We start from the raw sequence: 14,962 nt of genomic DNA on the forward strand, positions 1-14,962 counted from the left end.
CGACCTGTTTTTTCACACCTCTTCTTTCTACCACAGCCCGGCCGGCCAGCATTTCAGGATAACGTTGGCAGTACGGTGCAATTGCTGGGGGGGAGTAATCGTCATGACGCCAGCGCGGAAAAGGAAATAACAAAGCCCCCGGCAATCTGTGCCGGGGGCTTTGTTTCATTAGTATGCGCTAGGCTTACCAGCGGCGGGCGGCCGGCTTTTTGGGCTCGGCCTTGTTCACGCGCAAGCTGCGGCCGTCAACTTCCTTGCCATCAAGAGCAGAGATCGCGTTGGCAGCATCGTCATCTTCCATTTCAACAAAACCAAAGCCGCGAGCACGACCGGTTTCACGATCTGAAATCAGGTTAACGGAAAGCACCTGACCAAAAGCGCTGAACAGGGATTCAACGTCGCCCTGCGTGGTAGACCAAGAAAGATTACCAACATAAATAGAAGTAGCCATAAAAGACTCCATGGGGGGGTTACGGGGGAGGTAGACTTTCTGCTGAAGCCTTACCCATGTAAAGTCTCTGGCGAAAAATTTACTATACCCAATCAATGATTTCTAAACGTAAAGACAGGGCCGCACGTTGTCAATAACTATTTTAGCAGATTTGTTATTATTACATAAAAACCAAACCTTGTTAAATTATTACCAGCATTGGTAGCTAGATAGCAGCATAAAATTATTTTTATAATTATTTTTGCACAACAATTATATGGTTGTATTGTGATCCTCTGGTATCTAAAAAAAATGGAGTAACTATGAATTACAAATTACGCCTTGTTTTAAATGTTCTCAAAAGCAAAGAAGAAAAAATACTCTCCATCATAAAAAATAAATAACAAACCGGCGTCGATCGCTACTATCGATGCCGGCTTGTTGCTTGAAAGTTACAATGCTACGCCGCGTAGCCCGGCAACTTTTGCAGTATTCATAATTTCCGCACATTTTGCAGTTCTGCCTGACGAGGCTTGGAGCCATGCCGATATTTCAGCCCAAGCACAATATCGCTGTGTATCTCACGCTTTCCTGCCAGATAATCCAGACGCACTCCCCCTGGAAGCCCGCTCACAACGCCCCGTGTGCGAACAGCTCCGCTCCGGCCCGGCACAAGATGGCCGCCGCGGCATTGAGCAGTCCATCCAGATGGATGAAATACGCGGCCCTGCCTTAAAAGCCGCACCACCACGCAAATATCATGCACAAATCCCATCTTGACACACAACCATATCCATGTGAGCGGATAGCATCGGCAAATCTTATTGTGGAGGCAGCCCATGACAGGTCCCATAATTAACAGCACTTGCTTGGCGGCAGGCAGCATCATAGGAGCTGTTTTTGCCTGCTATATTCCAGCACGTGTAAAATCATCACTTCCCCTGACAGCAGGGCTTATCACGCTAAGTTTGGGCAGCTCCCTGGTCGGAAAAGCCGCACATTTTCCTGCGGTTGTTCTTTCCACCCTTGTCGGCGCTGCCATTGGGGAACTGTTTTATTTTGAAAAAGGCCTTGAAACTGCAATCAAACGCCTTCTGACACGTTCAAGAAAATCCGGCGACATCAACAACGAAGAACTTGCCCTTCAGTATATAACGCTTGTTTCCGCATTCTGCTTCGGAAGTATGGGACTGTTCGGCGCGGTTGAAGAAGGCATCACCGGAACTACAGGACTATTATTAACAAAAAGCGTTCTTGATTTATGCAGCGGCATTATCTTCGGAGCCAGCCTGGGGGCCAACGTCGGGATTATTGCTATTCCTCAATTCTTGATACTTGCCGGGCTATGCTGGTCAGGAAATAAAATCATACCGCTGATTACTCCTGAAATGCTGCAAAACTTCACCTCTACTGGGGGCATCATTTTTCTTGCGACAGGAATACGGATGTGTGGCATCAAAACCATTCCCATTATTACCATGATCCCATCCCTTGTGCTTATTTTTCCCTTCACAAAACTCTGGATGTGGCTTGGATTCTAAACGGTACGGCCTTGAAGCCATCTCCTCAACGTGATGCGCACGACAGGGCCATCCCGCGTTACGGCGCCGTCCCTTCCGGGCAATCCGTTGCGGCAGGCAGCACATCCATGACGTCGCCGGGCCGAACAAGCCCGCCCTTCAGAACCCTGGCAAACACACCCTGCCGGGGCATGATGCAATCCCCCATAGTGTGGTATATCTGACAGTGGTTATGACACTCCTTGCCTATCTGCGAAACCTCCAGCAGCACAGTATTACAGGACAGGCGGGTTCCCACGGGCAGAGCCGCAAAATCAATGCCGTCCACGACAAGATTTTCACCAAAACACCCGTGGGTCACAATGGCTCCCCTGGCCTTGAATGCCTCGATGGCCTGCCAGGAAAGCAGACTGACCTGACGGTGCCATTTTCCGGCGTGAGCATCACCCTCAATACCGTGATCCACCACAAGCGTGGCGGAAGAAGCGGTTTGCTTGGCTGTACCTTTTTTGGAGCTGACACAGATGGCCTTGATAATACCCATACTATCTTCCTATGTTTTACAGATACACTCATTAATACTGTGCGGGCCGGATCAGGCCCACGCCAGGGCCTGCGGCGTCAGCGCGACACTCTCCGCCCATTGCCCATTGTCCGCAATCGCGGCTCTACCCCCGGCAACGCCCTTTACAGTCAACGTATCCATTACCCTGCGTCCCGGCAATTCCTCCGAAAAACAGATGAAAAAACACCGCGCGTAGCTTGAAATCCCGATATACCCACGTTTTTCATCATTTCTTCCGGCCACAACGAGACTGCCCCGCCAGTGCCAGATGTCGGGCCGCAACGCACCGCGCGCATATTATGCAACAAAGGGGATCGTGGCCGGCAACGCATTAGGCCGGATGACGACCACACCACAGGCGCATCCGGCCTCCGGCCCTGCTCCACCATCTTTCCGGCGCGCACTTCCTTATATAAAACACAAAAACAGATGGTCATCTCTTTTACGGCAAAAAAATGGGATTCGTAAGCAAATTAAAGAAAATGCAGAAAGGCATAAAAAAATCTTGACGGGCCACACATGAGTAGCTATATAACCCCTTGCCTCATGTAGGAGCGTAGCTCAGGTGGCTAGAGCACTTCCTTGACACGGAAGGGGTCAGCAGTTCAAGTCTGCTCGTTCCTACCAAAAGAAACTTCGGGGATGGTTCCCCTTAACGGCGGAAGGCCTTGGCCCCGCCCATAGCACAGGCTGCCGCAGGGTGGCCGAATGACCGGTATCGGCGCAGTGGGGAGGTTTACCTCCCCATTTTGTTTTGGCTTTTTTGTCTGGCCGGGCAGCGCCTCCGGCGATGCAAGGAGATTGTCATGGAAGTCCGTGTGGAAGGGCAGATGGTAGAGGGGCAGGCTGGCGACAGCGTGGCCGCCATACTCCAGAAAGCCTTGAGCGGCAAGAAGTTCAAGGCCGTTGTGGCCGCCCGCGCCCTTGACAGCGCGGAAGAACTGCTTGACCTTTCCTCTCCGGTACCCGCCGGTTGCACCGGCATCGAGCCGGTGTATGCCGACTCGCCCGAGGGCCTGCAGATACTCCGCCATTCCACCGCCCACGTCATGGCGGCGGCGGTGAAGCAGCTTTTTCCCAAAACCCGCGTTACCATCGGGCCTTCCATCGAATCCGGCTTTTACTACGACTTTGACGTGGAAAAACCCTTTTCCAGCGAAGATTTTTCCGCCATTGAAGCGGAAATGCAGCGCATTGCCAATGCGCGCGAACCCTTTACCCGCGAAGTGCTTTCCAGGGCTGAAGCCATAGAGCGCTTCAAGGCTATGGGCGAAGACTACAAGGTTGAAATCATCGAAGGCATCGATGCAGATACGGTGTCGGTCTATACCTGCAGCGGCTTTGCAGACCTGTGCCGCGGCCCGCATGTGCCGCACACGGGCTTTGCCAAAGCCTCCAAGCTCATGAGCGTTGCCGGGGCCTACTGGCGCGGCGACGAAAAAAACCGTATGCTGTCCCGAATTTACGGCACGGCCTTTGCGGACGAAAAAGCCCTTGCCGCCTACCTGAAGCAGATGGAAGAAGCCAAACGCCGCGACCACCGCAAGCTGGGGCGCGAGCTTTCGCTCTTCACCTTCAAGGAAGACGTGGCCCCCGGCATGGTGTTCTGGCTGCCCAAGGGCATGCTTGTGCGCACCATTCTGGAGGACTTCTGGCGCAAGGAGCACCTCAAGCGCGGGTATGATATAGTACAGGGGCCGCAGCTTCTGCGTGTTGAAACATGGCAGAAATCCGGCCATTACGACCATTACCGCGAAAACATGTACTTTACGCAGATCGAGGAAGACGCCTACGGTGTCAAACCGATGAACTGCATCTCGCACATGCTTATTTACGGGAACGAACTGCACAGCTACCGCGACCTGCCGCAGCGCTATTTTGAGCTTGGCGTAGTACACCGCCACGAAAAAAGCGGCGTGCTCCACGGTCTTTTGCGTGTACGCCAGTTCACCCAGGATGATGCCCACATCATCTGCGCGCCTGAACAGCTTGAAGGCGAGATTCTTGAGGTCATACATCTTATCCGTGACCTTATGAATCTCTTCGGCTTTGAATACAAGGTGGCAGTATCCACCAGGCCCGAAAGCAGCATCGGCACGGATGAAGCGTGGGAAATGGCCACCAGCGCCCTTGTGCAGGCAGTGGAAAAGGCCGGCCTGCCCTACACCATCAATGAGGGCGACGGCGCTTTTTACGGTCCCAAGATCGACGTGCGCCTGCTGGACTGCATCGGCCGCGAATGGCAGTGCTCCACCATTCAGGTGGACTTTACCCTGCCCGAACGTTTTGATCTCACCTATGTGGGGCAGGACGGCGAACGCCACCGCCCTGTCATGGTGCACCGCGCCATCATGGGTTCTCTTGAACGCTTCATCGGCATTCTTGTAGAAAACTTCGCCGGGGCGCTGCCCACCTGGCTTGCGCCCGAGCAGGCGCGCCTGCTTACGGTGACCGAAGCCGGCGACGAAGCCGTCAGCAGCATGCTTGAAGAGTTCAAGGCTCTGGGCATCCGCGCCCAGGCCGACACGCGCAATGAAAAACTGGGTTTCAAGGTGCGTGAGGCCCAACTGGCCAAAGTTCCATACATTCTTGTTGTGGGAGAAAAGGAAGTGCAGGCGGGCGGCGCCAATGTGCGCCTGCGCAATGGAGACAACCTGGGGCTCAAGTCCGTAGCGGAAATCGCCGCACTCATACGCACGGACGCCGAAGAGCCTTTCAAACAAGGAGGGATGCGCTATAGCTTCGCCTAACATGAGATTCCGCCGCGACATGCCGCAAGACAGCGTACGTCGCAACGAAATGATCCGCGCCCGTGAAGTGCGCGTGATCGCCGCCGATGGCGAGCAGCTTGGTATTTTGCAACGTAACGAAGCCATTGTGATGGCCAAAGAAGCGGGCATGGACCTGGTGGAAGTTTCTTCCAACTCCGAGCCGCCCGTTTGCCGCATAATGGATTACGGCAAGTTCAAATACGAGCAGCAGAAGAAAAAGCAGGAAGCCAAAAAACGCCAGGCTGTGGTGCAGATCAAGGAAATCAAGGTCCGCCCCAAGACGGATGACCATGACTACGAAACCAAGGTCCGCCACATCCGCCGCTTTCTGGAAGAAGGCGACCGCTGTAAGATCACCGTGTTTTTCAGGGGCCGTGAAATCGTCCATAAAGACCGCGGCATAGCCATTCTGGAGCGAGTGGTGCAAGACCTGGCCGATATTGCCAGGGTCGATCAGGAACCCCGCGCCGAAGGCCGCACCCTGCAGATGATGCTGGTACCCAAAAAGTAACCGGCCTCATACGGCAAAACACATTGGAGCAGCCGGCTCTTGAGAGTACGCATTCTCAAGGCCTGAACGCGGTCAGTCCGGCGGCGGCAGGATTACTATGCCTGTCTGCGGCTCGTGAAGAACGCCTGCCCACATATCCGCGAGAACAATTTTGCATTGAAGTTGTTCCAGCTCTTGCGCCTTATGGCGCTTTGGGGCATTATGCCCTTCCCCTGGCGCGTCTGCAGACCTGCCGGGTATATGTTTTCGTAAGGAGTACGCCATGCCCAAGATCAAAACCCGGCGTTCCGCCGCCAAGCGTTTTTCGCAAACCGGCAGCGGCAAGTTCAAGCGTCGTCGCCAGAACCTGCGCCACATTCTTACCAAAAAGGCCGCCAGCCGCAAAATGCGCCTGGGTCAGTCCACCACCGTGGACAAAGCCAACGAAAAGGCCGTGCGCCGCATGCTGCCCAACGGCTAGGGCTTTTGCCCCGGCCTGCCTGCCCGGCAATCAGGTTCCCTTCCGAACCTCTGGCGGTGTGTTTTTTTAACTATCCGCGCAGAACTACAGCCTGTTACAGCTGTATTGTCCCGGGCAAGCCTGTTTGGAAACAGCAGCGGCCCTGCCGCAGGCTTGAAAATTCAAGACGCGCAAGCGTCGCGGCGTGTGCGGAGCCGTAACCGATGTTCAATCCGCCCCCCTCACCGAGGGTTCATGATACTTTACACCCCCCAACGGGCTTTCCTCCGCCTGGTTGGGAGAAGGAGGTTACACCATGCGTGTCAAGAGAGGTCTTTCCGGTCATCGTCGCCACAAGAAATATTTGACCGCCGCCAAAGGTTTTCGCGGCGGCCGCAGCCGTCTGTACCGCACCGCCCGCGAGGCTGTTGAGCGTTCGCTGCAGTACGCCTATGTGGGCCGCAAGCTGCGCAAGCGCGACTTCCGCACCCTGTGGATCCTGCGCATCAACGCCGGCGCCCGCCTGAGCGGTCTTTCCTACAGCCGCTTCATGCACGGGCTCAAGCTTGCAGGCATTGAACTGAACCGTAAGGTTCTTGCTGATCTGGCCGTCTACAAGAAAGACGACTTCGCCAAGATCGTCGACATGGCCAAGGCTGCCCTGGGCAAATAAGCCCCGGGCTGGCGCTCCCCGCGCCGGAGCTGGCCTCCAGGCCGCGCTGGCCCGCACATGATAACGTGCGGCGGGTCGGCTTGCGGGAGCAGGGCCATACGTGCTATAAGGGCGTGGGCGGTGCACATGTGCTGCCCACGCCCTGTTTTTGAGCCACACAAAATTCAACGTCAGCGCCGCGCAGGCGGCATCGGGAATCCGTATGGATCTGATTTCTGCACTGGAAGGCCTGGTCCCTGAGCTTGAAAAAGGTCTGGATCAGGCTTCTTCTTTGGAAGGGCTTGAAGCCCTGCGGGTGGATTTTCTGGGCCGCAAGGGCAGGATTGCCCAGATCATGAGCCGCCTTCCCTCGCTCGCCCCGGAGCAGCGCCCCGCCGTGGGGCAAACAGCCAACAGCGTCAAGGAACGCTGCAATGCGCTGTTTGAATCCCGCAAGGGCGCGCTGGAGGCCGGGCGTGAAGCCGAAGCCCTCAAGCGCTTCGACCCCTCCGTACCCGGGCGCGCACCGTGGAGCGGCACCCTGCACCCCACCACTCTGGTGATGGAGGAAATCTGCGGCGTTTTTCAGGGACTCGGCTTTGACGTCGCCTCCGGCCCTGAAGTGGAGCTGGACTACTATAACTTTGAGGCCCTCAACATGCCGCCCGAGCACCCTGCCCGCGACATGCAGGATACGCTCTATATCACCGACAAGGTGCTCATGCGCACCCACACCTCGCCCGTGCAGGCCCGCACCATGCTGCACCGCAAGCCCCCGCTTGCCGTTGTGGTTCCCGGCAAGGTCTACCGGCGCGACAGCGACCTTACCCATACTCCCATGTTTCATCAGATCGAAGGGCTGATGGTTGGTCAGGGCATCAATATGGCCCACCTGCGCGGCACACTCACGGCCTTTGTCCGCGCCATTTTCGGCAGCGACACCCGTGTGCGCTTCCGGCCGAGCTTTTTTCCCTTTACCGAGCCTTCTGCCGAGGTGGACATGAGCTGCTGCATGTGCGGCGGCCAGGGCCATATTGACGGCAGCCCCTGCCGTGTGTGCAAAACCACGGGCTGGGTTGAGATTCTCGGCTGCGGCATGGTGGACCCGGCAGTGTTTGAAGCCGTTGGTTATGATGCCGATGTCAGCGGCTTTGCCTTCGGTATGGGCGTGGAGCGCGTGACCATGCTCAAATACGGCATTGGCGACCTGCGCATGTTCTTTGAAAACGACGTACGCTTTCTGGGCCAATTCGCCCGCTGAGGCCAAAGCCGTGTTGCGTTCCGCCAGCCGTCCCTGCCGTCCTCGTGCCGCCTCCGGCATGCTGCGTCACGCCCTTACCTGCGCAGTGACGGCAGCCCTGCTGCTGGTTCCTGCGTTCTGGCCCTTGACGGACGGCTGTTTTCCGACAGGCACAAAGACCGGCGGCGCTGCTCTGGCAAAATCAGCCTTCAGCCCGCGCAATTCCGGCCTGGAGCCTCCCGGCGGCCCGAAGCCCATTGAAGGCCTGCCCGGCAAGGACATGAGCCGTACTGCCGAGGGCGGCATGGGCTATACCGACGCCTACGGCAATACTGTCACCGAGTCGCAGCCGGAAGAAAAGTCGCCCAAGCGGCGGCCACGGCCAGGAGCTTACGGACACAGGCCCGCGCAGGAGCATGACCGCCCCCTGCCGGACCCCGAACAGGTTGACGACACTCCGGTCTGGAATTTCAACTGAGGCCTGCGGCGCGTGGGCTGCATCTATTTGCGGCCCTGTTTTGTAATGAACACCACTACCTATGACGCCCAACGCGGCGGCCCAAGGCCCCGCGCAAACAGGACATGCTATGCTGCTCTCACTTTCATGGCTGCGTGAATTTACGCCTTACGAAGGCACGGCTGAAGCTCTGGGCGACCGCCTGACCATGCTCGGCCTGGAGCTGGAAGACATCCGCCGTCCCTTTGACGCCATCGGCTCCATTGTGGTGGGGCTGGTAGTCGCCTGCGAAGACCATCCCCAGTCCGACCACCTGCATGTCTGCAAGGTAGACGCGGGCCAGGGCGAACTGCTGGACATCGTCTGCGGCGCCCCCAACGTGGCCGAAGGCCAAAAGGTGCCCGTAGCCCTTGTGGGCACGACCATGCCTGACGGCCTCGTCATCAAAAAGGCCAAACTGCGCGGCGCGCCGTCATTCGGCATGATCTGTTCCGAGCGCGAACTGGGCCTGACCGAAGACCACGCCGGTATTATGGTGCTGCCCGACAGTTTTGAGGTGGGCAAACCACTGGTTGACCAGCTTGTGCTGGACCGTGAATTGCTGGATATCTCCGTTACGCCCAACAGGGCAGACTGCCTTTCCGTCCTGGGTCTCGCCCGTGAAGCCGCGCTGGCCTTCAGCCTGCCGTTGAACATTCCGGGCCTGCCCCTTCAGGTGGACGAAAGTGCGCCGCAGCGCCTCATTCCCATTGATATTGAAGATCCCGACCTCTGCCGCCTCTATTCCGGCAGGGTCATCACGGGAGCAAAAATCGGCCCCTCCCCCATGCAGGTGCGGCATCGCCTGCATGCCATGGGTGTGCGCCCGGTTTCCAATATTGTGGACGTGACCAACTACATCCTGCTTGAATACGGCCAGCCCCTGCACTCCTTTGACCTCGACAAGCTCGAGGGCGGCCGCATTGTAGTCAGCCGCGCCAAGGACGGCGAAAAAATCACCACCCTCGACGGGCAGGAGCGCATCCTCACCCCGCAGGATCTGTGCATCCGCGATGCTTCGCGCGCCGTGGCACTGGCGGGCGTAATGGGGGGCCTCAATACGGAAATCACCGCAGAAAGCAGCAATGTTTTTCTTGAAAGTGCTGTTTTCCTGCCTGCGGCCATCCGCAAGACCTCGCGCCGGCTTGGACTTTCGTCCGAATCTTCCTACCGGTTTGAACGTGGCATTGACCAGCAGCGCACGGTATGGGCGCTGGACCGCGCCTGCGCCATGATGGCCGCCCTGAGCGGCGGCACGGTACAGCCGGGCCTTTCCGTTTCCGAACCGCGCCCCTTCAAGGCCGCGAGCATCGACTTTCGCCCGGCCCGGGCCAATGCCCTGCTGGGGGTAAAGCTCGCGCCGGAATTTGACCAGGCCGTGCTTACCGGCATGGGCTGCACGGTAGACGCCTCCACCGACGTGTGGCGCGTGGGGCAGCCCTCCTGGCGGCCCGACCTCACCCGCGAGGCCGACCTTATCGAAGAAGTGGGCCGGGTTCACGGGCTGGACACCATCGCCCCCGAACTGCCCCCCGTCTGCCGCGATCTTGCGCATGCGGGCGAACCGGAATCGCGCTTTGCCTTCTGGCTGCGTCTCAAGCACTGGGGAGCGGGGCTGGGCCTGAATGAAGCCGTCAACTACAGCTTTGTGGGCCATAAGGATCTGGATCACCTGGGGCTGCCACGCGAAGGCCGCATTTCCATCATGAATCCCCTGTCAGCGGAGCAGGACGCCCTGCGCACCGCACTGGCCCCCGGCCTGCTGCACGACCTGCGCAACAACCTGGCCCAGGGCGCACAGGGGCTGCGCTTTTTCGAGCTTGCCCATACCTTTGAGGCTGATGCCGCCTCCGAGACCACTGCCCGCGAAACCGGCATGCTGGGCGTGCTGCTGTACGGCTCGCGTTTTGACACGGCATGGCCCCAGGCTGAAGGCGACATGGATTATATGGACCTCAAGGGCATTGTGGAAAACCTTATGCGTTTTCTGCACCTGCCGGCGCCGGTCTGCACGCTTGCCGCGGAACATCCCTTCCTGCTGCCCTGCGTTGAAGTTGCCGTTGACGGCCGTGCCGCAGGCGTTATGGGGCGTGTCAAGCCCGCCATGGCCGATGAGTTTCATGCCCGCAAAGACGTATGGCTGGCCGAGCTGAACCTGGAAATCCTGCGCGAGCTGCACGATGCGGCCCAGGTGCGCTTCCGGCCTCTGCCCGTGTATCCGCCGGTACGCCGCGACATTACGGTCATGGCCGGGCCGGGGCTTACTGTGAGCGCCGTCATGGCGCATGTGCGCGGCCTTGCCCTGCCCCTGCTCGAAGACCTTGTTCTTGTAGACTGCTTTGAACCCAAGCCGGCCGAGGGGCAGGAGGCTGTGCGAAACCTCACCTTCCGCCTGACCTTCCGCCACGCGGACCGCACCCTCAAGGATGCAGAAGTGGACAAGGAACGGGAAAAAGTGGCACAGTCGCTCGTAGCGGCTCTGGGAGTAAAAATCTAGTCGCGCTGCCGCGCCGCAACACGGCAGGCAAAGTGAGACCGCTCTGAAAATTACGCCGCCCGCCGGAGCATGGAACGCCATGCTTCCGGCGCTTGGCGCTTGCATGCGTTATGACGGCATGATGCCGCGCGAGGGCGTCAGGGGGTGCCCTATGTCGGATCACAGTGAAGAAAAAACCTACCGCATCGGTGAAGTGGCGGAAATGCTCAACCTCAAGACCCATGTGCTGCGCTTCTGGGAGACGGAATTTCCCCAGCTGGCCCCCCTGCGCACGGGCAAGGGGCAACGCCTTTATACAGAAGACCACATAGGTCTTTTGCGTCGCATACAGCAATTGCTGCATGAACAGGGCATGACCATTGAGGGCGCGCGCCGCGTGCTGCACGGCAGCGCCGTACTGGACGAAAGCCTGCCTGAGCGTGTTGCCGCAGTGCCGGACCCGGACTTCATGCGCATGCTCCGGCGCGAGCTTACGGCGGTGCGCCGTCTGCTCAGCGGCCAGTAGGCGCATAGCCGCACAGCAAAGGCCGGACAAAAAACCGGCCAGAGATGCCGCAAGCGCATCGGCCCGCAGCAGGGCAATCGTGCAATAAGGTTGCCTGACCACGGCGCGGGCAAACGTCCGCCACAAAGGCGTGGCGCAGCTTCAGCACGTGCCGCAGAGCTTGCGGATGAAGGCAGCAGCGCAGTATACCTGCACGGCTGGCTGCCAAAGCAGGCGTGTAAAAAATTTTGAGAGGTATATTCTCAAAATAAAGATGCGCCGGGTGGGCATGACTGTAAAAAAGCGCGGTACACCGCGCGGCAAAAAACGATCAGGTGTGCAATACTGGCCGGGCATATGGTATCCGGCCGAATATCCGGTCGTTGCGCACGGTGGAACATCAGGTTGAGGCAAAGGGACGCGGGGAAGGCGACTCCTTTGCACACGGCGGCCGGGTCAGTCAGACTCTGCGGACGGCCAAGCCCGAAGGCCCTTCCCCATAACACAAGACAGAACTACTCCCATGATTCTATCACCCTCGCTGCTTTCCGCCGATTTTTCCCGCCTGGCCGAAGAGTTGCAAGCTCTTGAGGCCGCCGGGGTTACCTGGCTGCACCTTGATGTGATGGACGGGGCCTTTGTACCCAACATCACCTTTGGTCCCCCGCTGATCAAGGCCCTGAGGCCCGGCAGCGGGCTTTTTTTTGACGTGCATCTCATGGTGGAAAACCCCGCCCGCTATATTCAGGACTTCAGGGACGCGGGGGCGGATATGCTTGTTATTCATACAGAGGCCGACCGCCACCCGCAGCGCACGCTTGCCGCCATCCGCGACATGGGCTGCCGCGCGGGCGTGGCGCTGAACCCCGGCACAGACCTTGGCGCCATACGCTGGCTTGTCAATGATCTGGACATGCTGCTCGTCATGAGCGTCAACCCCGGCTTTTCCGGCCAGGCCTTCATTCCCGCCACCTTTGACAAGGTCCGCAGTGCCCGCCGCCTGCTGGATGCCTGCGGCGGCGAAGACGTTCTTATTCAGGTGGACGGTGGCGTATGCCCCGAAAATACGGCCCAGCTGGTAGAAGCCGGGGCCGACGTGCTGGTGTCAGGCTCGGCCTTTTTCGGGCACAAGCCCTATGACGCCCGCCTGGCGGCCTTCATGAAATCTCTGGACGGCCGCGAGCAGCGCCCCGCGCTGCAAAAGGCCGCCCGGCGTCAGACCTTTGCCCTTACTCATCCCAAGCAAAAATAGAGGAATGATCATGCCCACCCGCAGACAGTGCGCCAACGCCATCCGCGCCCTTGCCATGGACGCTATTGAGAAAGCCCGCTCCGGCCACCCCGGTGCGCCCCTCGGCATGGCCGATATGGCCGAAGCCCTCTGGCGGCACGGTTTCAGGCATAATCCTGCCAATCCCCTGTGGTTCAACCGCGACCGCTTTGTACTCTCCAACGGGCATGCGTCCATGCTGCTCTACGCCCTGCTGCACCTCACGGGCTACGACATCCCCATGGAAGAAATACGCAATTTCCGCCAGTGGGGAGCAAAAACCGCCGGGCATCCCGAATACGAGCCGCATCTGGGTATTGAAATGACCACCGGCCCTCTGGGGCAGGGCATTGCCTCCGCCGTGGGCATGGCCCTGGCCGAGAGCATGCTGGCCGCGCAGTTCAACACTCCCGAGTACAAGGTTGTGGACCACCACACCTACGTTTTTGTGGGCGACGGCTGCCTGATGGAAGGCGTTTCGCATGAGGCCTGTTCCCTTGCGGGAACCTGGGGCCTCGGCAAGCTCATCGCCATGTATGACTCCAACGGTATTTCCATTGACGGCAAGATCGACGGCTGGTTCAACGAAGACGTGGCCGCCCGCTACCGCGCCTACAACTGGCAGGTCATCGGCCCTGTTGACGGGCATGACGCCGCCGCTCTGGACAAAGCCCTGGCCGAAGCAAAGGCCGATACGGACCGCCCGAGCCTCATCATCTGCCGCACCCACATCGGCTTCGCCTCTCCCAAGGCCGATTCGGCCTCCAGCCACGGCTCCCCCCTGGGCGAAGACGGCGTAGCCGCCACGCGTGATGCCCTTGGCTGGCACGAACCGCCCTTTACCATTCCGCAGGACATCTACAGCGCCTGGAACGCACGTGTGGCCGGAAAATCTCTGGAAGCGGCATGGGACAATCTTTTTGCCGCCTATGCCGAAGCCCATCCTGAAAAGGCCGCCGAACTGACCCGGCGCATGCGCGGCGAACTGCCCGCAGACTGGGCTGAAATTGCCCGCAACGCCGTTACCGAGGCCGTCAGCCAGGGGGCCGATACGGCTACCCGTGTGGCCTCCAAAACAACTCTGGAATATCTTGTGCCGCGCCTGCCCGAACTGGCGGGCGGCTCTGCCGACCTCACAGGCTCTGTTGGTACGCTCACAAGCTCGTCGGTACATATGGATGTAAAGAATCACACCGGCAACTACATTTCCTACGGTGTGCGCGAATTCGGCATGAGTGCCATCATGAACGGCCTGGCCCTGCACGGCGGCTTTATTCCCTATGCAGGAACGTTCCTTGCGTTTGCCGATCAGGCCAAAAACGCCCTGCGTCTGGCTGCCATTATGGGCATCCGCGTCATATGGGTGCTGACGCACGACTCCATCGGCGTGGGTGAAGACGGTCCCACCCACCAGCCTGTGGAACAGCTGGGGATGCTGCGCCTCATGCCGGGCTTCAACCTCTGGCGCCCCTGCGACACAGTGGAAACCGCCGTGGCCTGGACTTGCGCCCTGGAAGCCGGGCATACGCCTTCGGGCCTCTCCCTTTCGCGCCAGACCCTGCCCTTCTGCCCGCGCAGCGAGGAACAGGTGGCGGCTATTGCCCGTGGCGGCTATGTGCTGCGCGACTGCGAAGGAACCCCCGAGATCATCATCATGGCTACCGGTTCCGAAGTTGCCCTGGCGCTTGGCGCTGCCGAACAGCTTGCCGCTGACGGCCGCAAGGCGCGTGTCGTCTCCATGCCCTGCGCCGAGGTATTTGACGCCCAGAGCGATGAATACAAAGAAAGCGTGCTGCCTTCCGCTGTCCGTGCGCGGCTGGCGATTGAAGCCTCTGCGTCTGACTGGTGGCTCAAGTATGTAGGCCTTGACGGAGCGGTTATCGGCATGGAAGGCTTTGGGGCTTCGGCTCCGGGCAAGGTGGTTTTTGAACGTCTTGGCTTTACCGTAGCCAACACGCTGGAAAAAGCCCGCGCCCTCATGGCCGGAAAACGCTGACAACACTTCCGCGCGGGCGCTTCTTCAGACGCGCCCGCGCGTATAAAAACATATTGCCTGACATGCCGGCGGCAGGCAGGATCAGCCTGAC

At 59.0% G+C, this 14,962-nt stretch carries 13 protein-coding genes and 1 tRNA gene; 12 read left to right on the plus strand and 2 right to left on the minus strand.

Annotated features, from left to right (window positions below):
• Positions 1-184 precede the first annotated feature (184 nt).
• Complete coding sequence (locus ACZ495_RS09115) at positions 185-451, minus strand: RNA recognition motif domain-containing protein (protein WP_012624133.1); 267 nt, start codon at positions 449-451, stop codon at positions 185-187.
• A gap of 818 nt (positions 452-1,269) precedes the next feature.
• Here ACZ495_RS09115 and ACZ495_RS09120 point away from each other — a divergent pair.
• Positions 1,270-1,971, plus strand: coding sequence for a DUF554 domain-containing protein (locus ACZ495_RS09120; RefSeq protein WP_296983846.1), 702 nt, complete (start codon positions 1,270-1,272; stop codon positions 1,969-1,971).
• A gap of 58 nt (positions 1,972-2,029) precedes the next feature.
• Here ACZ495_RS09120 and ACZ495_RS09125 read toward each other — a convergent pair whose 3' ends face one another.
• On the minus strand, positions 2,030-2,494 hold the full coding sequence (locus tag ACZ495_RS09125) for an MOSC domain-containing protein (protein WP_012624131.1): 465 nt from the start codon (positions 2,492-2,494) through the stop codon (positions 2,030-2,032).
• 571 nt (positions 2,495-3,065) lie between these two features.
• Here ACZ495_RS09125 and ACZ495_RS09130 point away from each other — a divergent pair.
• The 11 genes from ACZ495_RS09130 (at position 3,066) to tkt (ending at position 14,871) form a co-directional block, all read left to right on the plus strand.
• Positions 3,066-3,142, plus strand: a tRNA-Val gene (locus ACZ495_RS09130).
• A gap of 179 nt (positions 3,143-3,321) precedes the next feature.
• On the plus strand, positions 3,322-5,265 hold the full coding sequence (thrS, locus tag ACZ495_RS09135) for a threonine--tRNA ligase (protein ID WP_012624130.1): 1,944 nt from the start codon (positions 3,322-3,324) through the stop codon (positions 5,263-5,265).
• Position 5,266: 1 nt separating this feature from the next.
• Positions 5,267-5,797 (plus strand): translation initiation factor IF-3, encoded by a 531-nt coding sequence (gene infC, locus ACZ495_RS09140; RefSeq protein ID WP_012624129.1) that lies wholly within the window; start codon positions 5,267-5,269, stop codon positions 5,795-5,797.
• 262 nt (positions 5,798-6,059) lie between these two features.
• Positions 6,060-6,257: a 50S ribosomal protein L35 gene (gene rpmI, locus ACZ495_RS09145; protein ID WP_012624128.1), complete on the plus strand. Its 198-nt coding sequence runs from the start codon at positions 6,060-6,062 to the stop codon at positions 6,255-6,257.
• Between the two features lie 295 nt (positions 6,258-6,552).
• Positions 6,553-6,909, plus strand: coding sequence for a 50S ribosomal protein L20 (gene rplT / locus ACZ495_RS09150; RefSeq protein WP_012624127.1), 357 nt, complete (start codon positions 6,553-6,555; stop codon positions 6,907-6,909).
• A 202-nt stretch (positions 6,910-7,111) separates the two neighbouring features.
• Positions 7,112-8,149: a phenylalanine--tRNA ligase subunit alpha gene (gene pheS / locus ACZ495_RS09155; RefSeq protein WP_072311539.1), complete on the plus strand. Its 1,038-nt coding sequence runs from the start codon at positions 7,112-7,114 to the stop codon at positions 8,147-8,149.
• Positions 8,150-8,159: 10 nt separating this feature from the next.
• Entirely contained in the window at positions 8,160-8,606 is a 447-nt protein-coding gene (locus ACZ495_RS09160) for a translation initiation factor IF-2 (RefSeq protein ID WP_464262108.1), read from the plus strand.
• A gap of 109 nt (positions 8,607-8,715) precedes the next feature.
• Positions 8,716-11,121, plus strand: a complete 2,406-nt coding sequence (pheT, locus tag ACZ495_RS09165; protein ID WP_012624124.1) for a phenylalanine--tRNA ligase subunit beta — start codon at positions 8,716-8,718, stop codon at positions 11,119-11,121.
• A 151-nt stretch (positions 11,122-11,272) separates the two neighbouring features.
• Positions 11,273-11,626: a MerR family transcriptional regulator gene (locus tag ACZ495_RS09170; RefSeq protein WP_072311561.1), complete on the plus strand. Its 354-nt coding sequence runs from the start codon at positions 11,273-11,275 to the stop codon at positions 11,624-11,626.
• Between the two features lie 502 nt (positions 11,627-12,128).
• Complete coding sequence (gene rpe, locus ACZ495_RS09175; protein WP_012624121.1) at positions 12,129-12,857, plus strand: ribulose-phosphate 3-epimerase; 729 nt, start codon at positions 12,129-12,131, stop codon at positions 12,855-12,857.
• 10 nt (positions 12,858-12,867) lie between these two features.
• Complete coding sequence (gene tkt / locus ACZ495_RS09180) at positions 12,868-14,871, plus strand: transketolase (RefSeq protein WP_072311541.1); 2,004 nt, start codon at positions 12,868-12,870, stop codon at positions 14,869-14,871.
• Positions 14,872-14,962 lie beyond the last annotated feature (91 nt).

The organism is Desulfovibrio sp. GTC20076, from assembly GCF_055385905.1.

What these genes read in the sequence shown, in the direction of transcription:
- tkt (WP_072311541.1), top strand. Translation starts at nt 12,868, where the DNA reads ATGCCCACCCGCAGACAGTGCGCCAACGCCATCCGCGCCCTTGCCATG.
- rpe (WP_012624121.1), top strand. Translation starts at nt 12,129, where the DNA reads ATGATTCTATCACCCTCGCTGCTTTCCGCCGATTTTTCCCGCCTGGCC.
- ACZ495_RS09115 (WP_012624133.1), bottom strand. Translation starts at nt 451, where the DNA reads ATGGCTACTTCTATTTATGTTGGTAATCTTTCTTGGTCTACCACGCAG.
- rpmI (WP_012624128.1), top strand. Translation starts at nt 6,060, where the DNA reads ATGCCCAAGATCAAAACCCGGCGTTCCGCCGCCAAGCGTTTTTCGCAA.
- pheS (WP_072311539.1), top strand. Translation starts at nt 7,112, where the DNA reads ATGGATCTGATTTCTGCACTGGAAGGCCTGGTCCCTGAGCTTGAAAAA.
- infC (WP_012624129.1), top strand. Translation starts at nt 5,267, where the DNA reads ATGAGATTCCGCCGCGACATGCCGCAAGACAGCGTACGTCGCAACGAA.
- ACZ495_RS09170 (WP_072311561.1), top strand. Translation starts at nt 11,273, where the DNA reads ATGTCGGATCACAGTGAAGAAAAAACCTACCGCATCGGTGAAGTGGCG.
- pheT (WP_012624124.1), top strand. Translation starts at nt 8,716, where the DNA reads ATGCTGCTCTCACTTTCATGGCTGCGTGAATTTACGCCTTACGAAGGC.
- thrS (WP_012624130.1), top strand. Translation starts at nt 3,322, where the DNA reads ATGGAAGTCCGTGTGGAAGGGCAGATGGTAGAGGGGCAGGCTGGCGAC.
- ACZ495_RS09120 (WP_296983846.1), top strand. Translation starts at nt 1,270, where the DNA reads ATGACAGGTCCCATAATTAACAGCACTTGCTTGGCGGCAGGCAGCATC.
- rplT (WP_012624127.1), top strand. Translation starts at nt 6,553, where the DNA reads ATGCGTGTCAAGAGAGGTCTTTCCGGTCATCGTCGCCACAAGAAATAT.
- ACZ495_RS09125 (WP_012624131.1), bottom strand. Translation starts at nt 2,494, where the DNA reads ATGGGTATTATCAAGGCCATCTGTGTCAGCTCCAAAAAAGGTACAGCC.